The organism is Serratia sp. UGAL515B_01 (assembly GCF_033095805.1).
GTDB lineage: Bacteria > Pseudomonadota > Gammaproteobacteria > Enterobacterales > Enterobacteriaceae > Chania.
This window is the reverse complement of record NZ_CP109901.1, coordinates 3,101,313-3,119,556: the sequence shown is the minus strand read 5'-3', so window position 1 is coordinate 3,119,556 and position 18,244 is coordinate 3,101,313. Positions and strand designations below refer to the sequence as shown.

16 protein-coding genes are annotated in these 18,244 nt (G+C 49.4%); 7 read left to right on the top strand and 9 right to left on the bottom strand.

Annotated features, from left to right (window positions below; genetic code table 11):
* Positions 1-20 precede the first annotated feature (20 nt).
* Positions 21-1,082 carry a DNA polymerase IV gene (gene dinB / locus OK023_RS14050; protein WP_317693326.1) on the top strand — a complete coding sequence of 354 codons (1,062 nt, stop codon included), beginning with the start codon at positions 21-23 and terminating at the stop codon, positions 1,080-1,082.
* Positions 1,083-1,182: 100 nt separating this feature from the next.
* Here the strand turns inward: dinB and pepD are convergent, their stop codons facing one another.
* Positions 1,183-2,643 (bottom strand): beta-Ala-His dipeptidase, encoded by a 1,461-nt coding sequence (gene pepD / locus OK023_RS14045; RefSeq protein ID WP_317693325.1) that lies wholly within the window; start codon positions 2,641-2,643, stop codon positions 1,183-1,185.
* A 340-nt stretch (positions 2,644-2,983) separates the two neighbouring features.
* On the opposite strand from pepD, the gene gpt reads away from it, so the two are divergent.
* Positions 2,984-3,442, top strand: a complete 459-nt coding sequence (gene gpt / locus OK023_RS14040) for a xanthine phosphoribosyltransferase (RefSeq protein ID WP_317693324.1) — start codon at positions 2,984-2,986, stop codon at positions 3,440-3,442.
* A gap of 286 nt (positions 3,443-3,728) precedes the next feature.
* Here the strand turns inward: gpt and hofC are convergent, their stop codons facing one another.
* From hofC to nadC, 4 genes are all read right to left on the bottom strand, one after another.
* On the bottom strand, positions 3,729-4,928 hold the full coding sequence (gene hofC, locus OK023_RS14035; protein ID WP_317693323.1) for a protein transport protein HofC: 1,200 nt from the start codon (positions 4,926-4,928) through the stop codon (positions 3,729-3,731).
* The gene (gene gspE, locus OK023_RS14030; protein ID WP_317693322.1) at positions 4,925-6,361 is read right to left on the bottom strand and encodes a type II secretion system protein GspE; all 1,437 of its coding nucleotides are present in this window, start codon (positions 6,359-6,361) and stop codon (positions 4,925-4,927) included. The genes hofC and gspE overlap by 4 nt, the downstream gene beginning before the upstream one ends.
* A gap of 11 nt (positions 6,362-6,372) precedes the next feature.
* Positions 6,373-6,810 (bottom strand): prepilin peptidase-dependent pilin, encoded by a 438-nt coding sequence (gene ppdD / locus OK023_RS14025; protein WP_317693321.1) that lies wholly within the window; start codon positions 6,808-6,810, stop codon positions 6,373-6,375.
* A gap of 206 nt (positions 6,811-7,016) precedes the next feature.
* Positions 7,017-7,907, bottom strand: a complete 891-nt coding sequence (gene nadC / locus OK023_RS14020) for a carboxylating nicotinate-nucleotide diphosphorylase (protein ID WP_317693320.1) — start codon at positions 7,905-7,907, stop codon at positions 7,017-7,019.
* 242 nt (positions 7,908-8,149) lie between these two features.
* On the opposite strand from nadC, the gene ampE reads away from it, so the two are divergent.
* Complete coding sequence (gene ampE, locus OK023_RS14015; RefSeq protein WP_317697727.1) at positions 8,150-9,004, top strand: beta-lactamase regulator AmpE; 855 nt, start codon at positions 8,150-8,152, stop codon at positions 9,002-9,004.
* 36 nt (positions 9,005-9,040) lie between these two features.
* Here the strand turns inward: ampE and hemL are convergent, their stop codons facing one another.
* A complete protein-coding gene (gene hemL, locus OK023_RS14010; RefSeq protein ID WP_317693319.1) occupies positions 9,041-10,330 on the bottom strand; it encodes a glutamate-1-semialdehyde 2,1-aminomutase in 1,290 nt (429 codons plus the stop codon).
* 387 nt (positions 10,331-10,717) lie between these two features.
* On the opposite strand from hemL, the gene clcA reads away from it, so the two are divergent.
* Both clcA and erpA read left to right on the top strand, forming a co-directional pair.
* The gene (clcA, locus tag OK023_RS14005; RefSeq protein ID WP_317693318.1) at positions 10,718-12,151 is read left to right on the top strand and encodes a H(+)/Cl(-) exchange transporter ClcA; all 1,434 of its coding nucleotides are present in this window, start codon (positions 10,718-10,720) and stop codon (positions 12,149-12,151) included.
* Positions 12,152-12,295: 144 nt separating this feature from the next.
* Positions 12,296-12,640: an iron-sulfur cluster insertion protein ErpA gene (gene erpA, locus OK023_RS14000; RefSeq protein ID WP_317693317.1), complete on the top strand. Its 345-nt coding sequence runs from the start codon at positions 12,296-12,298 to the stop codon at positions 12,638-12,640.
* Between the two features lie 65 nt (positions 12,641-12,705).
* On the opposite strand, the gene OK023_RS13995 is transcribed toward erpA, so the two are convergent.
* The 3 genes from OK023_RS13995 to mtnN are packed head-to-tail and all read right to left on the bottom strand — an operon-like array spanning position 12,706 to position 14,841.
* Complete coding sequence (locus OK023_RS13995) at positions 12,706-13,332, bottom strand: TRIC cation channel family protein (protein WP_317693316.1); 627 nt, start codon at positions 13,330-13,332, stop codon at positions 12,706-12,708.
* A complete protein-coding gene (btuF, locus tag OK023_RS13990) occupies positions 13,329-14,117 on the bottom strand; it encodes a vitamin B12 ABC transporter substrate-binding protein BtuF (protein ID WP_411569424.1) in 789 nt (262 codons plus the stop codon). The genes OK023_RS13995 and btuF overlap by 4 nt, the downstream gene beginning before the upstream one ends.
* 22 nt (positions 14,118-14,139) lie before the next feature.
* Positions 14,140-14,841, bottom strand: coding sequence for a 5'-methylthioadenosine/S-adenosylhomocysteine nucleosidase (gene mtnN / locus OK023_RS13985; protein ID WP_317693314.1), 702 nt, complete (start codon positions 14,839-14,841; stop codon positions 14,140-14,142).
* A gap of 138 nt (positions 14,842-14,979) precedes the next feature.
* Here mtnN and dgt point away from each other — a divergent pair, with 138 nt between their 5' ends.
* Both dgt and degP read left to right on the top strand, forming a co-directional pair.
* Entirely contained in the window at positions 14,980-16,500 is a 1,521-nt protein-coding gene (gene dgt / locus OK023_RS13980) for a dGTPase (protein WP_317693313.1), read from the top strand.
* 310 nt (positions 16,501-16,810) lie between these two features.
* Complete coding sequence (gene degP / locus OK023_RS13975) at positions 16,811-18,241, top strand: serine endoprotease DegP (RefSeq protein ID WP_317693312.1); 1,431 nt, start codon at positions 16,811-16,813, stop codon at positions 18,239-18,241.
* The last annotated feature ends 3 nt before the right edge of the window (positions 18,242-18,244 follow it).

The window sequence follows — 18,244 nt, the reverse complement described above, 5'->3', positions numbered from 1 at the left end:
TACAGTTATCTTGGAGGGCTATGCGTAAAATCATTCATGTAGATATGGATTGTTTCTTCGCTGCAGTTGAAATGCGCGATGATCCCAGCCTGCGCGATATTCCATTAGCCATTGGTGGCAGCGTCGAACGACGTGGCGTGATAAGCACAGCAAATTACCCTGCGCGCCGTTATGGAGTGCGTAGCGCAATGCCTACCGCTATGGCCCTCAAACTGTGTCCCCATCTTAAATTACTACCTGGGAGAATGGCGGCCTATAAGGAAGCTTCGCAGCATATCCGTGAAATTTTTGCTCGCTATACCCCCCTGATTGAACCTCTTTCGTTGGACGAAGCTTATCTGGATGTGAGCAACAGTAGCCAATGCAATGGTTCTGCTACGCTGATCGCTCAAGAGATCCGTCAGGCGATTTCCGACGAACTGAGTCTCACCGCTTCTGCAGGTATTGCACCAATCAAATTCCTTGCAAAAATCGCTTCCGAATTGAATAAACCTAATGGTCAGTTTGTGATTGCTCCCGGCCAGGTACCCGCATTTCTGCAACAACTGCCGTTGAGCAAAATTCCGGGGGTGGGCAAGGTTACAGCTAACCGCTTAGAGGAACTGGGGTTAGTCACCTGTGCAGATGTACAACGCTATGATTTGGCAGCGTTACTAAAACGTTTTGGTAAATTTGGCCGAGTGCTGTGGGAACGCTGCCAAGGGATCGATGAGCGAGAAATCTCTCCCAATCGCTTACGAAAATCAGTGGGTGTAGAACGAACCTTGGCGAAGGATATTCACTATTGGAAAGATTGTGAAAAGCTGATTATCGAGAAGCTCTATCCAGAGTTAGAGATGCGTTTGCGCAAGGTCAAACCGGATCTCTGCATTGCCCGGCAAGGCGTCAAGTTTAAATTCCAAGATTTTCAACAGACTACGCAAGAGCATGTTTGGCCTGTTCTTAACAAAGAAGATTTGATCAACGTTGCGCGTCAGGTATGGCATGAAAGGAGGAACGGCCGTGGTGTGCGGCTGGTTGGCCTGCATGTGACGCTACTGGATCCTCAGCTTGAACGGCAATTGGTGTTGATGTGGGAATAATAACCAAACTTGAAGCTGTTGAAGAGCATTATGTATGAGGCGAATGAGCCCACAGTTCAGACACGGAGATAGCCCCAGCAAGGTCATTGGGGCTTGAGCATTAAGCGCGTTCAGGAATGTTTTTCAGCAACTCAGTCAACAGTGTCCAGTATTGACCCACGCTGGCGATGTGGACTTGTTCATCAGGCGAATGCGGCCCGGTGATGGTTGGCCCAATGGAAACCATATCCATATCAGGGTAAGGTTTTTTGAACAGACCACATTCCAGACCTGCATGGATCACCATGATGTTTGGTGTTTTGTTGAACAGTGTCTGGTAGGTTTCGCGTACCAGTTGCATTACCGGTGAGTGTGCATCCGGCTGCCAGCCTGGGTAGCTACCTTTAGCAACAACTTCCGCCTGAGCCAACTGGCCCAGTGCAGTCAACATGCCAACAACATAGTCTTTACCGGTGTCGATCAGTGAACGGATCAAGCAGATAATTTCTGCTTCTTTTTCATTGGTAGTGACTACGCCAACGTTAAGTGAAGTTTCAACCACACCTTGTACTGCATCGCTCATGCGAATAACCCCGTTTGGCATGCCATTCAGCAGCGCTATGAAACGGTTCTGGCAATCAGCGGTTAGCGCCTGTGCAGGACTGGCTATCGGCTCCAGCAAAACGGTAACGTTTTTCTCTTTTGCAACCAGCTCATTTTTTAATATATTCAGGAACTGCTGACTCAGTACTTTTAGCGCATCGGCTTTGGCCGCAGGGACTGCAACTACGGCAGAGGCTTCGCGCGGTATCGCATTACGCAGTGTACCGCCGTTTAGCTCGAGCAAGCGTAGTTCCAATTCTTGCGTATGGGCAAAAAGGAAACGTGCCAGTAGTTTGTTGGCGTTGCCAAGGCCATGGTGGATATTAGCGCCAGAGTGGCCGCCTTTTAGTCCCTTGAGAGTCAGTTTCAGCGTTTGATAGCCAGTAGGAACCGCTTCACGTTGTAAGGTGAGGGTTGAGATAAAATCAATACCACCAGCGCAACCCATATAGATTTCGCCCTCCTCTTCGGAATCGGTGTTGATCAGGATCTCGGCTTGCAACCAGTTTGGCTGAAGGCCAAAAGCACCATCCATACCTGCTTCTTCAGTCACGGTCAGCAGTACTTCCAGTGGGCCGTGCTCTATGCTGTCATCGGCTAACACCGCCAGTGCAGAGGCCATACCTATGCCGTTATCTGCGCCTAGAGTGGTGCCATGAGCTTTTACCCATTCGCCGTCAATATAAGGCCGAATCGGATCTTTGACGAAGTCGTGAACAGTGTCGTTGTTTTTCTGTGGCACCATATCCAGATGCGCCTGCAGGGCAACTGGTTTACGGTTTTCCATTCCTTTGGTTGCGGGCTTACGCAGCAGGATGTTACCTACAGTATCGCGCTCGGCATGCAGACCCTTCTCTTTAGCCCAAGCGAGGATATGTTGAGCCAACGCTTCTTCATGGTAAGAAGGGTGCGGAATAGCGCAGATTTTGGCAAAGATATCCCATAAGGGCTGTGGTGAAAGTTGAGACAATTCAGACACTATAAGTCTCCTATAACAGCACTTTCATCGGTGTGTAGGTGCTGTGCGGTTAGGGTTAGTGGTATATGCCACGGTGCCTAAAGAATATCATTTTATTCTACGCGGTGTCCCTCAATTGACCGTCTTTAGCTACATAGCCTAATGTGAGGAAGCGCCAGCCCTCCATTTCTTTGGTTTCAGATTTAATCAGTGTTAATACTCCAAGGACTAACTGACGAAATACTCATGGAACCCGCAGTTAAACTGGTATTCAGCGTTTACAGTCTCTATAATCTCGCGCAACCTTTTTCCCCTTAATTACTGAGTAAGCCACAGACATTGCTGGCAGGGATATCATTCTATGAGCGAAAAATACGTTGTTACTTGGGATATGTTGCAAATGCAAGCCCGCAAATTGGCTCACCGCCTACTGCCAGCTACGCAATGGACTGGCATTATTGCCGTAAGCCGTGGCGGTCTGGTTCCAGCTTCTTTGCTGGCGCGTGAACTGGGGATACGTCACGTTGATACTGTCTGCATTTCCAGCTACGACCATGACAACCAGCGCGAAATGAAGGTACTCAAACGTGCCGAAGGGGATGGTGAGGGCTTTATCGTGGTTGACGATCTGGTTGATACCGGTGGCACTGCAAAAGCGATCCGTGAGATGTACCCGAAAGCCCATTTTGTTACCATTTTTGCTAAACCGGCCGGCCGCCCTTTAGTTGACGACTATGTGGTAGATATTCCTCAAGACACATGGATCGAGCAGCCGTGGGATATGGCTGTTACCTTCGTGCCACCGATTGGTGGGCGTTGAGTTTCACCCAATATACTTATCAAAATACCCGGTGATACAGAACGATTTACCGGATAACACATTTGATATCCTAACTGCCCTGCGCCTTGATGGCAGGGGCGTTTATACCCGCTACCATGCAAGCTGCAGCGGTGTTGGTTACTTTCACTCACAAAATCTTATCAAGTAACGGTATAGAAAAGTGTCCTAAACAGAGGAACCACTTTCTATGTTTGAGCTCAAGGCGCGATCAACCGTCCCTTATCCTGTCGATGTTGCGGCTCATGCCGTGTTTTCTGTTTTTGCGCTAACCCAATACGTTGCCGAGTTGGAATATTGGCAAATACATGGCGATGATGAGAGCACCAACAATTCCTCCGACTACCATCATCAGCATTGGCTCTAGGGCTTGTGCCAGAGTATCGGCGAGCTCGTGTGTTTGTTCTTCATGCCAAAGTGCCAGTTTGCCTAATAGAATATCTAGTGTGCCGGACTCTTCACCAACCCTAACTAATTGTTGGCATAGTGAAGGGAATAGATTTTGTTGTGCCAGTGATGTATGAAAAGAATGTCCCTGAGCGAGTTGTTGTTTTATTGTTTCCAGTGCCTGACGATAAAATACATTACCAACTGACAATATCGCGGCATTTAGCCCTTCCACCAGCGTCAATCCAGCCTGCTGTGTCATGGTCAGAATATGAAATATTTGGCTCAGACAGTTACCCTTAACTAGCAACGAGATCAGTGGTAAACGCAGCAAAACGGCCTGCTCGCGTTGTTGCCAAACGGGTAACGGGTGCATCTTATGCAGATAGCACCATGCAAGGCCTGCAAGAACAATCAATAGATATGGACCGGTGTTGATCAGTGCTGCAGAGAGTGCCAGCAATCCTTGAGTAAACCAGGGTAATGGGGCGTTAAAGGATTGATAGACCTTAGCAAATTCAGGTAGTACCAAAACCAGCATCAGGATACTGACTAGAAAGGCGACCAGACAGATAAATAGGGGGTAACGTAGCGCTTTCATTACTTTTTTCTGTAACTTCTGCTGCGCTTCTTGTTGTTGAGCCAATTGTAGACAACAACGGTCCAAGTTACCGGTTAACTCCCCAATGGCTATCAGTTGGCGGTAGATTAAGGGAAACACAGCATGCTGCTCTGCTACGACTTCAGAGAAAGGATTCCCCATTGCCACCCTGTCGCCTATTTCCAACAGCAGACAACGCCAGGCTACCGATTGATGTTCTTGAGCCAGTAGCTGCAAGCTGTTAACCAATGGTAACCCCGCTTGTAACAGGGTCGCCAACTGCCGGGTGAACTGGATCATGTGTTCTCCACGCCATTGGCCCGGTGTGATTCGCCTCCCCGAACTGACCTGATAGGGTTGTAGCCCTTGTTCAAACAATTGCTGGTATGCGTGGTTTTTATCTGCCGCCATTAACTCGCCACTGCGTATGTCTCCGCGATTATCGATGGCTTGCCAAGTATATATTCGTCGTACTTTCATAATGAGTTTTCACCGGATTTGTTCATCCCCACGACGCGATATATCTCCTCCAGAGAAGTAATTCCTTTAGCGACCAGTTTCAGACCTGCTTGTAAAAGCGTTTCTTGCCCCTGCTGTTGTGCGATATCGGCGAGTTGCATGACTGAAGCATTGTGCAGAAGGGCATTTTGTATTTCGGACGTCATACTCAGAAATTCATAGACACCGATACGGCCATAGTAGCCCCCAAAGCAATTTTCACACCCGGCAGCTCGCCAAGGAAACAGAGGTTCCGGCCAGATAGCCGTCGGGAAATGCAAAGGTTCAGTTTCAGGGTGGCGACAATAGGTACACAGGCGCCGCACCAGGCGTTGAGCAATTACCAATTTCAGGCAGGCTGCTAGCAGGTAACCCGGAATACCCATGTGGGCCAGACGCGTTAGAGTTTCGCAGGTCGAATTGGTATGCAGGGTCGAGAGCACCAAGTGCCCTGTCTGTGCGGCTTTTACTGCGATCTCGGCCGTTTCTCTGTCTCGGATTTCGCCGATCATGATCACATCAGGATCCTGCCGCAACAGTGCTCGGAGTATGCGGGCGAAATCCAGATCGGTTTTGCTGTTGATTTGGGTTTGATTAACACCAAATACGGGAATTTCGATCGGATCTTCTACGCTACACAGATTACTTTGCGCATCATTCAACTGGCGTAACCCACTATATAACGTGACGGTTTTACCACTTCCCGTTGGTCCAGTTACCAGGATCATGCCTTGTGGATTGGTAAGGGCGTTGGCGAATAGTCCAAGTGCTTCCTGACTCATTCCCAACTGGTCAAGTGGCAAATCTTGGCGTTCGGTCTGTAGTATCCTCAACACGACTTTTTCACCATGCAAAGTTGGTAGGGTAGAGATACGCATTGAGTAGCTGGCGTTGTCTAACTGCACGTTAAGTTGACCATCTTGCGGTAGACGACGTTCTGCGATATCCAATTGCCCCATGATTTTCAACCTTGCCGTAATTCGGGTTGCCATTGACAAAGGCGGCGAAGCGATAGCCTGCAAAACGCCATCGATCCTGATCCTGACACGAAGCATTTGCTGATAAGGTTCAAAATGTACGTCGGAGGCTCGCCGCTGAATAGCATCGCGCAGTGTCTGATTAATAAATTGTACTACTGGCGTATCGCTTTCTTCATTGAGTGAAGAGGTCATATTGCCTGCTGCTTCTTGGGTGCGAGCAGTCGGTGGTGCTTGCCATTTGTTTTGCGTTTGTTGGAGCTGGGCAAGAGGCCATTGCTCAACGCTAATACTCTTACCTGTGGCAAAACGCAGGGCGTTAACCAATTCAGAAGGAATTTCGCCATGCAGGGCGATGGTCAGTTTCTGGTCATCTTCAGTGATTGCCAACGCCTGATAACGTTGACACAGTGCATGTACTTCATCGCTGATTTTCATGATGTTTTACCTCAGCTTGCCACGTCATCAAAACGGAAAACTTCCAGACAGGTTTCCTGCAAATTACTGTTCTCACTGCTGCATCGACGTGTCCAGCGAAGGGAACCCGTCGTCGTTGATACAGGGGCTAGCGTCACCGTAAGGCCCTGCAAGCTTTGTGTGCCAGTGAGACTAATAACCCCCTGTTTCACCTCAATCGTGCTGACATAACGTGATGCTTCGCTTGCTGGAATACCTTTGGTCCCCGCGTTGCATTCTGAAGGCGTACCGTTTTCCAGCGAGCACATTTCAATTGCCATTTTGTATGGTGCCATGGCTTGTAACATGTCTGTCATGGCGGCTTTCTGGATATAGCGCTGATAGGTGGGAATACCAATAGCGCTAAGAATGGCGATGATGGCAATGACCACCATCAGTTCGATCAGGGTAAAACCGCGTTGTGCTTCCATTCAGTGTTTCCTCCATATCAATGTGGAGATAACGTTAAAACGATGGATTGCGGGTGACTAGCGTGGAGGGAATGTTGTGCGCAGCCTTTCCAAAACAATGTTTTTGCGTTACGCCGTGTTGAGAAAAAATGCGCAGTGTTTCACAACTTGAAGAGCGAAAAACGCCTCTTCAGAATAGAAGAGGCGTAACAGGAAAAGGGGGGGAGCTATTTGAATCGCATCGAAAGATCGAGTGCGGTGATGTGTTTGGTCAGCGCACCGACGGAAATATAATCAACCCCAGTCTCGGCAAACTCCTGCAGCGTTTGAGCAGTCACGTTACCAGAAACTTCCAACTGGCTGCGTCCCTGTGTTAAAGCGACGGCGTCGCGCATCATTTCTATGCTGAAGTTGTCCAACATGATGATATCGGCACCCGCATCCAGCGCCTGCTGCAGTTCGTCCAACGATTCAACCTCTACTTCTATTGGTACATCTGCGTGTAACCAGAAGGCTTTTTCCACCGCATTCTTGATCGATCCTGAAGCAATGATGTGGTTTTCCTTGATCAGGAAAGCGTCAGTAAGACCTAGGCGATGATTATTGCCTCCGCCGCATAACACAGCATACTTTAGTGCGGTCCGCAGGCCTGGCAAGGTTTTACGTGTGTCCAGTAGACGCGTTTGTGTACCTTTTAGCAGTTCAACGTAGCGGCTTACCGCAGTCGCTACGCCTGAAAGTGTCTGCACAAAATTCAGTGCGGTACGTTCTCCGGTCAACAGTATCCGAGCCGGGCCGTTCAAGTGGCATAATGGTTGATTAGGGGCCAGTTTATCGCCATCATTCACTAACCAGTCTATCTTTACTTTACCCCCCAACTGGATAAATACCTCCTGTAGCCAACGACGGCCACAGAAGATGCCTGGTTCTCGGGTGATAATGGTGGCTTCAACCTGCTTGTCAGCAGGTAACAGTTGCGCGGTAATATCGCGTTCTGGATCGACTGTTCCCCCGAGATCTTCGCTCAGTGCCTGAGCAACGGCAGCGGGAACATCATTTTCAATACGTTCAAGAAGCGCGGCGCGGCGGCTGTCTGCACTGTAGCGGCGTGTCGGCATAGAAAACTCCGAAATGGGCGGTAGTAAAGTAGCTGAACATGCTACTCTGTTGCAGTAACAAGTACCACCGTAGCGAAGTGCCTGCGAGGTGGGTGAGCCAGATTCGTCACCTTGCTTTTACACAGTGATTAAGCGCACTATCGCATAATATCGGCCTGCGACTTACTGGAACTGGATTGGTAATCCTGATTTGCATCCGGCAGTACGAGGCTGGGGAACAGAACAACGGAGAGAATTGGCTAATGACGCTGTTTACGCTGTTACTGGTTTTGGCGTGGGAACGTCTGTTTAAACTGGGGGAACATTGGCAATTGGATCACCGTCTCGAGGTGATTTTTAAGCGCTTGCATCGCGTTTCTTTGGGGCAGACGCTGGGGATGGCCCTTGTTTGGATGCTGGTGGTCTGGGGCGTTCTATGGTTAGCCAAAGGGCTGTTTTTTGGTGTTGTTGTGTTACTGCTGTGGATAGTAATTGCATCGCTGTGCGTTGGTGCGGGGATCGCGCGCAAACATTACCGGGCCTATTTGAAAGCTGCGCGACAGGGTGATGCTGATGCCTGCGATCAGATGGCGGAAGAGCTGGCATTAATCCATGGCTTACCGGTGGATTGCAGCAAAGAAGAACGTTTATGCGAACTGCAAAACGCGTTGCTGTGGATTAACTATCGTTACTATTTGGCACCCTTGTTCTGGTTTGTGGTTTGTGGGGCGTACGGTCCAATCGCGTTGTCAGGTTATGCTTTCCTTAGGGCTTATCAAACCTGGTTGGCGCGTCATCACTCGCCGCTTGAGCGTTCTCAGTCAGGAGTGGACTTCCTGTTGCACTGGTTGGATTGGGTCCCGGTTAGGTTGGCAGGGATCGCCTATTCACTGTTGGGACATGGGGAAAGAGCCTTACCCGCCTGGTTTGCTTCTCTGGCAGACAGCCATACCCCTCAGTACCAGGTTTTAACACGTCTGGCGCAGTTCTCTTTAGCGCGTGAACCCCATAAAGACCCGCTGCAAACACCCAAAGCCGCAGTATTGTTGGCACGAAAAGTTACGTTGATTATTCTGGTTGTTGTTGCGTTGCTGACGATTTACGGCAAGTTAGTCTAAAGGAAAATACGGGCGCAAGGTGCGCCCGCAAGCTGATTATAATTTGGCGAAGCAGCGGCGTGCTGCATTTATAGTACGCTGAATATCTTCATCGCTGTGTGCGATAGACATAAACCCTGCCTCGAACGCGGACGGCGCCAGATAAACGCCCTCATCCAACATCAAATGGAAGAAGCGCTTGAAGCGTTCGACATCGCACCGCATTACGTCCTGATACCGGGTAACAGTTGGTGCATCGGTAAAGAACAAGCCAAACATTCCGCCAACATGGTTGACGACGAAAGGAATGTTTTCGGCTTTTGCAGCCGCAAGCAGGCCTTCTACCAATTTGTTGGTCAAGTCGGTCAGTTTTTGGTGAATCCCCACTTGCGAAACTTCGGTCAGGCAGGCGAAACCTGCGGCCATAGCAATCGGGTTACCTGACAGCGTACCTGCCTGATAGACCGGCCCGGTAGGCGCCAGTGCAGCCATGACTTCGCGGCGACCACCAAAGGCACCGACAGGCATGCCACCGCCAATAATCTTGCCAAGGCATGTCAGGTCTGGCACCACACTGTAATAATCCTGCGCGCCAGCCAACGCCACGCGGAATCCTGTCATCACTTCATCAATGATCAGCAGTGCGCCATACTTGTCGCACAATGCGCGAAGACCAGGTAAGAACTCTGGCAGAGGGGGAATACAGTTCATATTGCCTGCTACCGGCTCGACGATAATACAGGCGATTTCAGCAGGATATTGTTCGAAGGCAGCGCGTACCGAGTCGAGGTCATTATAGGTACAGGTTAATGTGTGTTTGGCGAAATCAGCCGGTACACCAGGGGAGTTCGGTTGCCCCAGCGTCAGCGCTCCAGAACCTGCTTTGACCAGCAAGCAGTCAGCGTGACCGTGGTAGCATCCTTCAAACTTGATAATTTTGTCACGCTTGGTGTATCCACGAGCCAGACGAATAGCGCTCATAGTGGCCTCAGTCCCAGAGTTCACCATGCGCACCATATCCATGGTCGGTACCAAATTGGTCACTAATTCGGCCATTTTGACTTCCATTTCGGTTGGTGCACCGAAGCTTAACCCACGCTGTGCGGCCTCTATCACTGCATCGCGGATCGACGGGTGGTTATGGCCTAACACCATTGGGCCCCAGGAACCGACGTAATCAATATAGGCTTTGCCATCGACATCAAAAAGATAGGCACCATCAGCACGTTCGATAAACAGCGGTGTACCGCCCACACCGGTGAATGCACGCACTGGAGAGTTAACTCCACCTGGGATTAACTGTTGCGCCTGGGCGTACAGACTTTCGGACTTATTGTGCAAGCTCATAAACCGGCTCCTGGATATTTATTTGAATGATTTGACTGCGCCATTCTAGAGGAGTGTGCTGACAGATGAAACGATCATAATCATATACCTTGGCTGTGTGCCTTAACTGTCCGTGATGCTGTCGTGGGTACTAAAGCCCGTCATCAAGGCGCAGTGGGAAGCGTAGGGCGGCTGTCCACCAAATCTCACAACTCATGCCTTGCTCTGCGAGCAAATGACCGCCAGCGGTGATCGCGTACAGTTGAGGGACACCGCCTACTGCAGAGTGAGCCGAAGTAATTTGTAATCCTTTAGTGATATTAAAAAAAGCGACAGTACGGAGACTGAGCTAGAATAAGCAACTTCGCTATTTGTATGACTTATTAACTTGATATTGAATAACCCATTATGACTGAATTACAACCGCCATCTTCGAGGGCGCATGGCCCACGCCCGCGTTTGAGACAAAAAGCAAGAGTCCGCCAGTTTATTCGTCAGGATAAAACACCGGTTGCGATTCTGATCATGGCTGCTGTCGTTGGCGTTTTGGCTGGGTTACTGGGTGTTGCCTTTGAAAAAGCGGTGGATTGGGTCCAACAGCTGCGTCTTTCGGGGTTAGCCTATGTGGCCAACTATTGGTTCCTTGTTTGGCCACTGTCATTTCTTTTTTCAGCCGTACTGGCCATGTTGGGCTATTACCTGGTTAAGCGTTTCGCCCCCGAGGCGGGAGGCTCAGGTATTCCCGAGATCGAAGGCGCTTTGGATGAGCTGCGCCCTGTTCGCTGGTGGCGAGTGATACCGGTAAAGTTTGTCGGCGGCATGGGCACATTAGGGGCTGGAATGGTGCTGGGACGCGAGGGGCCAACGGTACAGATGGGGGCCAATATGGGGCGCATGGTTTTGGATTTATTTCGCATGCGCAGCGCCGAAGCGCGTCATTCGCTACTGGCAACCGGTGCTGCAGCTGGGCTATCCGCAGCCTTTAATGCCCCTTTGGCCGGCATTTTGTTTATCATCGAAGAAATGCGCCCACAGTTTCGCTATAGCCTCATTGCTATAAAAGCGGTATTTATTGGTGTGATCATGTCGAGCATTGTCTTTCGTATCTTCAACGGCGAACAGGCAGTGATTGAAGTCGGTAAACTTGCTTCGGCACCGTTAAATACCTTATGGCTATATCTGGTGTTAGGGGCGGTATTTGGTGTCGTTGGCGTGGTGTTCAACGCCATGGTGTTTCGCACACAGAACATGTTTGCGCACATTCACGGTGGTAACCTGCGTAACATATTGATTATTGGCGGTCTTCTGGGTGGTGTTTGTGGGGTTATCGGTTTGATCCAACCGGAGGCCGCTGGTGGTGGTTTTGCCTTGATCCCGATTGCCGCGGCAGGAAATTATACCGTGGGAATGTTACTGTTCATTTTTATTGCCCGTGTGGTCACGACGCTACTTTGTTTTGGTTCTGGTGCGCCTGGCGGTATTTTTGCGCCAATGCTGGCGCTGGGGACGCTGTTTGGTACGGCTTTCGGGCTTGCTAGTGGCCATCTGTTCCCGCAATACGGTATTGAAGCGGGTACTTTTGCTATTGCAGGAATGGGGGCCCTGTTTGCTGCGACCGTGCGTGCGCCATTAACCGGCATTGTGCTTGTATTGGAAATGACCGACAACTATCAACTGATTTTGCCGATGATCATTACCTGTCTTGGGGCAACATTGGTGGCGCAATTTCTGGGTGGAAAACCTCTGTATTCCTCCTTGTTGGCCCGCACATTACAAAAGCAGGAACAGGCGTTAACAGAGAAAACAGGTAAAGGAAATACAACTAATGCGGTGAATACTTGAACGCCACACTCAGGTATTAGATAATCCAAGGCATTAATCAGGTCGCTATGTTACGCTGTGTTTCTTAATCGCCAGTAACGTTCGTGTGAAATTAAGGAACACAGCCCGGTAACCTGATGCTGAACAATCTTGGGAGTTATGAGTATGAGTGATGAAACAGCACTGCCCTTGCAATTTACCGAGGCAGCAGCAAACAAGGTTAAATACCTGATTGCAGATGAAGAGAATCCAAACCTGAAATTGCGGGTTTACATTACCGGCGGCGGCTGTAGTGGATTCCAGTATGGTTTCACTTTTGATGACAAAATCAATGAAGGTGATATGACCATTGAAAAACAGGGCGTTTCGCTGGTGGTTGATCCAATGAGCTTGCAATATCTGGTTGGGGGGTCTGTGGACTATACCGAAGGATTGGAAGGTTCACGTTTTGTTGTGACCAATCCTAATGCGAAAACGACCTGTGGTTGTGGTTCCTCATTCAGTATCTGATAACCGCCTATGAAACCCGCTAACTTTATCGGTTTGCGGGTTATCTATGACCTAACAAAACCCCGTTATTGCTCGAGAACAAATGCCGGTAATTTTAGGTGCCAGCGGATGGCCGCAAGGCGAATGCCAAGCGTGATCACCATACCCAGCATCATGGCTTGCTGAATTGGCATGCCAAAACTGTAGAATGCCGTTGCATGCACGGTACCGCCAATAATACAGGCTGTTGCGTAGACCTCAGTTCGCAGGATCATCGGGATTTCACGCGCCAGCACATCGCGGATAATCCCGCCCCCCACGCCGGTAATTACTCCCATACAGACTGCAACCAGTGGGCCACTGCCAGCGGCAAAGGCCTTGTTCACGCCGATACCAACGAAAACGGCCAGCCCGACGGCATCCAACACCGGGAGTATCCATTTTGGTAAACGGCGGGGCTGACGTACGAGCAACAGTGTCAGCACACAGGTGGTCATGGCGACCACCAGATCGGTGGGATCTTTAACCCAGAATACCGGGCCGTTGGCTAATGCCATATCACGTATAGTGCCACCGCCTACTGCGGTGACTACACCGAGAACCAGTACCCCAAACGGGTCCATCCGCAGTTTGCCTGCCAAGAGCACGCCAGAGATAGCAAATACCGCAGTGCCAAGAATATCTAGCCAAAACATGAGACTGTAGCCGATCATCGGGGGATCTCCGCCAATTGACTGCACAATGCTTGTGCTGCCAGCATTATGCGCGGGCCTGCGCGATTGAACCAATCTTCATTTAGAGCTATCACTGGCACGTTCAATTGTGGCGCCCAGAAGGCTTTTACACTCGCGATTTGCTGTTCTCCTCCGGTAGTGACGATGGCCTGTGGTTTGCGTACCAGCACCTGTTCACGGCTGACCTGTGGCCAAGGCATTGGGCTGTCGGCAAAAATATTCTCTGCACCACATAAAGAAAGCACCTGGCTCTGCAAAGTATCCGCAGAACTGGTGAACAGCGGTTGGGTACCGAACTGTAATAAGACGCGCTGTGTTGAGTTATTGGCATAACGGGTTTTCAGCTCAGCTATTTGGTGCCGGATCTTATCTGCAGCCTGATGTGCCTTTTCTGGGTGGGGGCTGTATTTTGCCAATGAGTCCAAAGACTGAGCGATCTCATCAATATTCTTAACATCTGAATAGAAAATAGGAATGCCGAATGACGCAAGTTGATCTAATACCCTTTGGGGATTACCACCACGCCAGGCCAGGATCAAATCAGGTTTTAGGGCCAGCACGCGTTCTAGATTGATCCCTTGCCAGGATGCTACCTGTTCCAGTTTTTTGGCTTCAGGTGGGTAATCAGAATAAGCGCTCACTGCCAGCAAAGTATCACCCATGCCAGCGGCATAGGCGAGTTCAGTCGTGTTAGGTGCTAGGCTGACCACGCGTTGGGAAGCATTGACGGGCAATACTATCCACAGCAAGAACCCACACAGCAAGTGATAAAAGTGTACTCTCACGCTAACCACGTTCAGCCAGGATTTGTAGCATGGCATTTACCATCAATGATGACTGCTTGGCGGCCACGACTAGAAACTCATCAAAACTCATGTGTGATTGGTGATCGGCAACGTCAGAAATGGCACGCACAACCACAAACGGTGTACCGAACTGGTAACAGACATGGGCGATGGCGGCAGCTTCCATCTCAACTGCTGCAACGGCGGGGAAGGTTGCACGGATCCGAGCCAGCGGTTCCGCGCCATTGATGAAGGCATCACCGCTGCAAATCAAACCACGTGACGCATTCAGATTAAGCTGTTTGATGCAGCTCTCGGCTAGGGTAATAAGCTGGGCATCGGCGATAAATGCTGCGGGGCAACCTGCCATTTGACCCGGTTCATAGCCAAAGGCGGTAACATCAGCATCGTGATAGCGCACTTCTTCAGATACTACGATGTCGCCCACTTTCAACGTAGGTGCCAGCCCACCAGCGGAACCGGTATTGATCACTACGTCGGGTTGGCAGTGTTCCAGCAGTAATGTGGTTCCCATTGCTGCTGCGACCTTGCCTATACCTGATTTGAGCAGTGCGACTTCAACACCGCCGATTTGGCCGGTATAGATTTCACAGCCTGCGCGTTGAACAGTCTGGCGGTTTTCAATTTGTTCGCGCAGCAGTGTAACTTCTTCTTCCATTGCGCCGATGATGCCTACTTTCATAAATAACACTCGCTGATTGCATGTAGAAATTGCGCCATAGTCTATCATGGCTCAGAGAGAGAGATAATCGGCAATACCGTTGCATCCTGTGCTGGGAATTGTTATCACGGAGGTAATGGGTAACGGTGGGAGATAGAGATGTCCGGGATCGACTTTAAGCAAAAGATCAGTTTTCAGCGCCCTTTCGGCCAACCAATAGAAGCTGAAGAAGAGTACGACATCGTCCGGCTGTTTGAGAGCGATCGTGGGCGAATTATTAATTCAGCGGCAATACGTCGTTTACAGCAGAAAACGCAGGTGTTTCCGTTAGAACGTAATGCTGCGGTGCGCAGCCGTCTGACACACTCGATGGAAGTGCAGCAGGTGGGGCGGCATATTGCTAAAGAGATCCTCAATCGTTTCAAACAGGATAAACGTATTGATACGCTCGGCCTGACGAAGTTGCTCGATCCCTTTGAGAGCATTGTCGAGATGGCTTGCCTGATGCACGATATTGGCAACCCCCCTTTTGGCCATTTCGGTGAGTCGGCAATCAATGATTGGTTCCGCCAGCGTCTTGATCCTGCCTACTGTCGCAGTGAGCCTGACAGGCATGACCTCTGCCGGGTTGATGTTCTTCGCTTAAGCGAAGGGGACAGTGCTCTCAACTCCTTGCGTAGCCGTATTCGTCAAGATCTCTGTCATTTTGAAGGCAATGCCCAGGCGATTCGTTTGGTATACACCTTGCTGAAACTGAATCTGACTTACGCCCAGGTTGGCTGTATTTTGAAATATACTCGTCCAGCTTATTGGGCAAGCGAAATTCCGGTCACTCACGGCTATTTGATGAAAAAGCCGGGATTTTATCTGGCTGAAGAGGCCTTTGTTGCTGATTTACGGTGTGAATTGAATATGGGCGAGTTTGACCGTTTTCCTCTCGCCTATATTATGGAAGCCGCGGATGATATTTCTTATTGTGTTGCTGACTTAGAAGATGCTGTTGAAAAAAATATTTTCACTGTTGCGCAGTTATATCAACACCTCATACAGGAATGGGGGGAAATCATCCCCGGGGATCTGTTTGATGAAACAGTCGTGAGTGCATTTCGTAAAATCGAACCTGGTAGCGGCGCTCGCAGAAGTTCGGAAGATCAATTCTTTATGTATCTGCGGGTATTTACCGTGGCCCGGTTGGTTCCACATGCAGCACAACGTTTTATTGATAATCTTGACGCGGTATATCATGGCAACTTTAATGGCGCTCTATTAGAGGATTCAAGCCCGGCCTATAAGCTGCTAAAAATCTTCAAGAATGTTGCTTTCAAACACGTGTTCAATCATCCTGAGGTAGAGCAGCTTGAATTGCAGGGATATAGGGTTATCAATGGGTTACTGGATATTTATAGCCCATTGTTAAAGATGTCATTAACGGATTTTAGCCAGTTGGTAAGTGAGGATAGCCATCGTGCATTCCCCATTGAAACAAGACTGTTTCACAAACTCTCTACCAAGCACCGTCTGGCGTATATCGAAGCGGTCGAAGGTTTACAGGATGTCTCTGCGCAAGAGCGAGCCATGAGAGAATATTATTTCCGCGCCCGGCTTTTACAGGATTATATCAGCGGTATGACCGACCTTTATGCTTATGATGAGTATCGCCGTTTAATGGCAGCGGAATAACTGCAGAGATCAACATACTCTAAATAATTCAAGTTGCATCAGGGCGGTAAGTTCCCAAAAGCACGGATAATGCAATAACCAGAGCGTTCGAGTTTAGCCAACATATGGATAACCTGAAATATGACGAGCACAATGACTTATTTCCCAGGGACTAAGGTAACCGGTGAGTATTATTTCGAGTTTTGTAAAGGCCATCAATATTTGTTTACTATTACCTCTCATTGGATTCGGAACTTCAGGTTATTAATAAGTTCTTATTAACCACTAAACCCTGATATTTTTTGAACGACTGACTGTAAGAGATACACAGATGAAAAAAACAGCACTAGCTTTAAGCGCCTTGGCTTTTAGTATTGGTTTGACTTTGGGTCCGGTAAGTTTTGCTTCTGCCGCAGAAAGTGCCTCTGCATCAGCGATTACCCAGCCGTTACCCAGCCTTGCACCTATGCTAGAGAAAGTCATGCCTTCTGTGGTGAGCATCAACGTTGAAGGGAGCACTACGGTGAATTCCCTAAGTATGCCGCCACAGTTCCAGCAGTTTTTCGGTGATAACTCACCGTTCTGTCAGGAGGGTTCGCCTTTCCTCGGTTCACCAATATGCCAAGGGGCTCAGGGAGCTCCAGGTAAGACCAAAGAAGCGTTTAGAGCGTTGGGATCGGGTGTCATCATTGACGCCGCTAAAGGGTATGTGGTCACTAACAATCATGTGGTGGATAATGCCAGCAAGATCCAAGTACAACTGAGTGATGGGCGTCGTTTTGAAGCCAAGGTGATCGGTAAGGATCCCCGTTCTGATATTGCATTAATCCAAGTGAAAGAGGCTAAAAACCTGACTGCCATAAAAATGGCAGATTCTGAACAACTGCGCGTCGGTGATTATACGGTGGCGATCGGTAACCCCTATGGTTTGGGGGAAACCGTCACCTCGGGGATTGTATCTGCTTTAGGGCGCAGTGGCCTGAATATTGAAAACTATGAGAACTTTATCCAAACCGATGCGGCAATCAACCGAGGGAACTCCGGTGGAGCATTAGTGAACCTTAATGGTGAACTGATCGGTATCAATACTGCTATTTTGGCGCCTGAAGGCGGTAACATCGGTATTGGTTTTGCTATCCCAAGCAATATGGTGAAAAACCTGACGGCGCAGATGGTGGAATATGGCCAAGTGAAACGCGGTGAGCTGGGCATCATGGGGACTGAACTCAATTCTGATATTGCTCAAGCCATGAATGTGGATGCGCAACGCGGTGCATTTGTCAGCCAGGTTGTACCAAAATCTTCGGCCGATAAAGCGGGTATCAAGGCGGGTGACGTGATTGTTACCATGAATGGTAAAGCGATCTCCAGTTTTGCATCGTTCCGTGCTGAAATTGGTACTTTGCCGATTGGCAGCAAGATGGCTTTGGGTATTATTCGCAATGGTAAACCGTTGACGATCGACGTCATATTGGAGCAGGGCAACCAGACTCACGTTGAATCCGGTAGTATTTATACCGGCATTGAAGGTGCAGAGTTGAGTAATAACTCAGCCAAAGAAAAAGGCGTTAAAGTGGACAGTGTCAAGGCTGGCAGTGCAGCAGCACGTATTGGTCTGAAAAAAGGTGACCTGATCCTTGGGGTTAACCAGCAGCCGGTAGAAAACTTGGGTGAACTGCGGAAAATTCTTGATAGTAAACCTACAGTGCTGGCACTGAACATTCTGCGCGGTGATACGTCTTTGTATCTGCTAATGCGCTAAGAC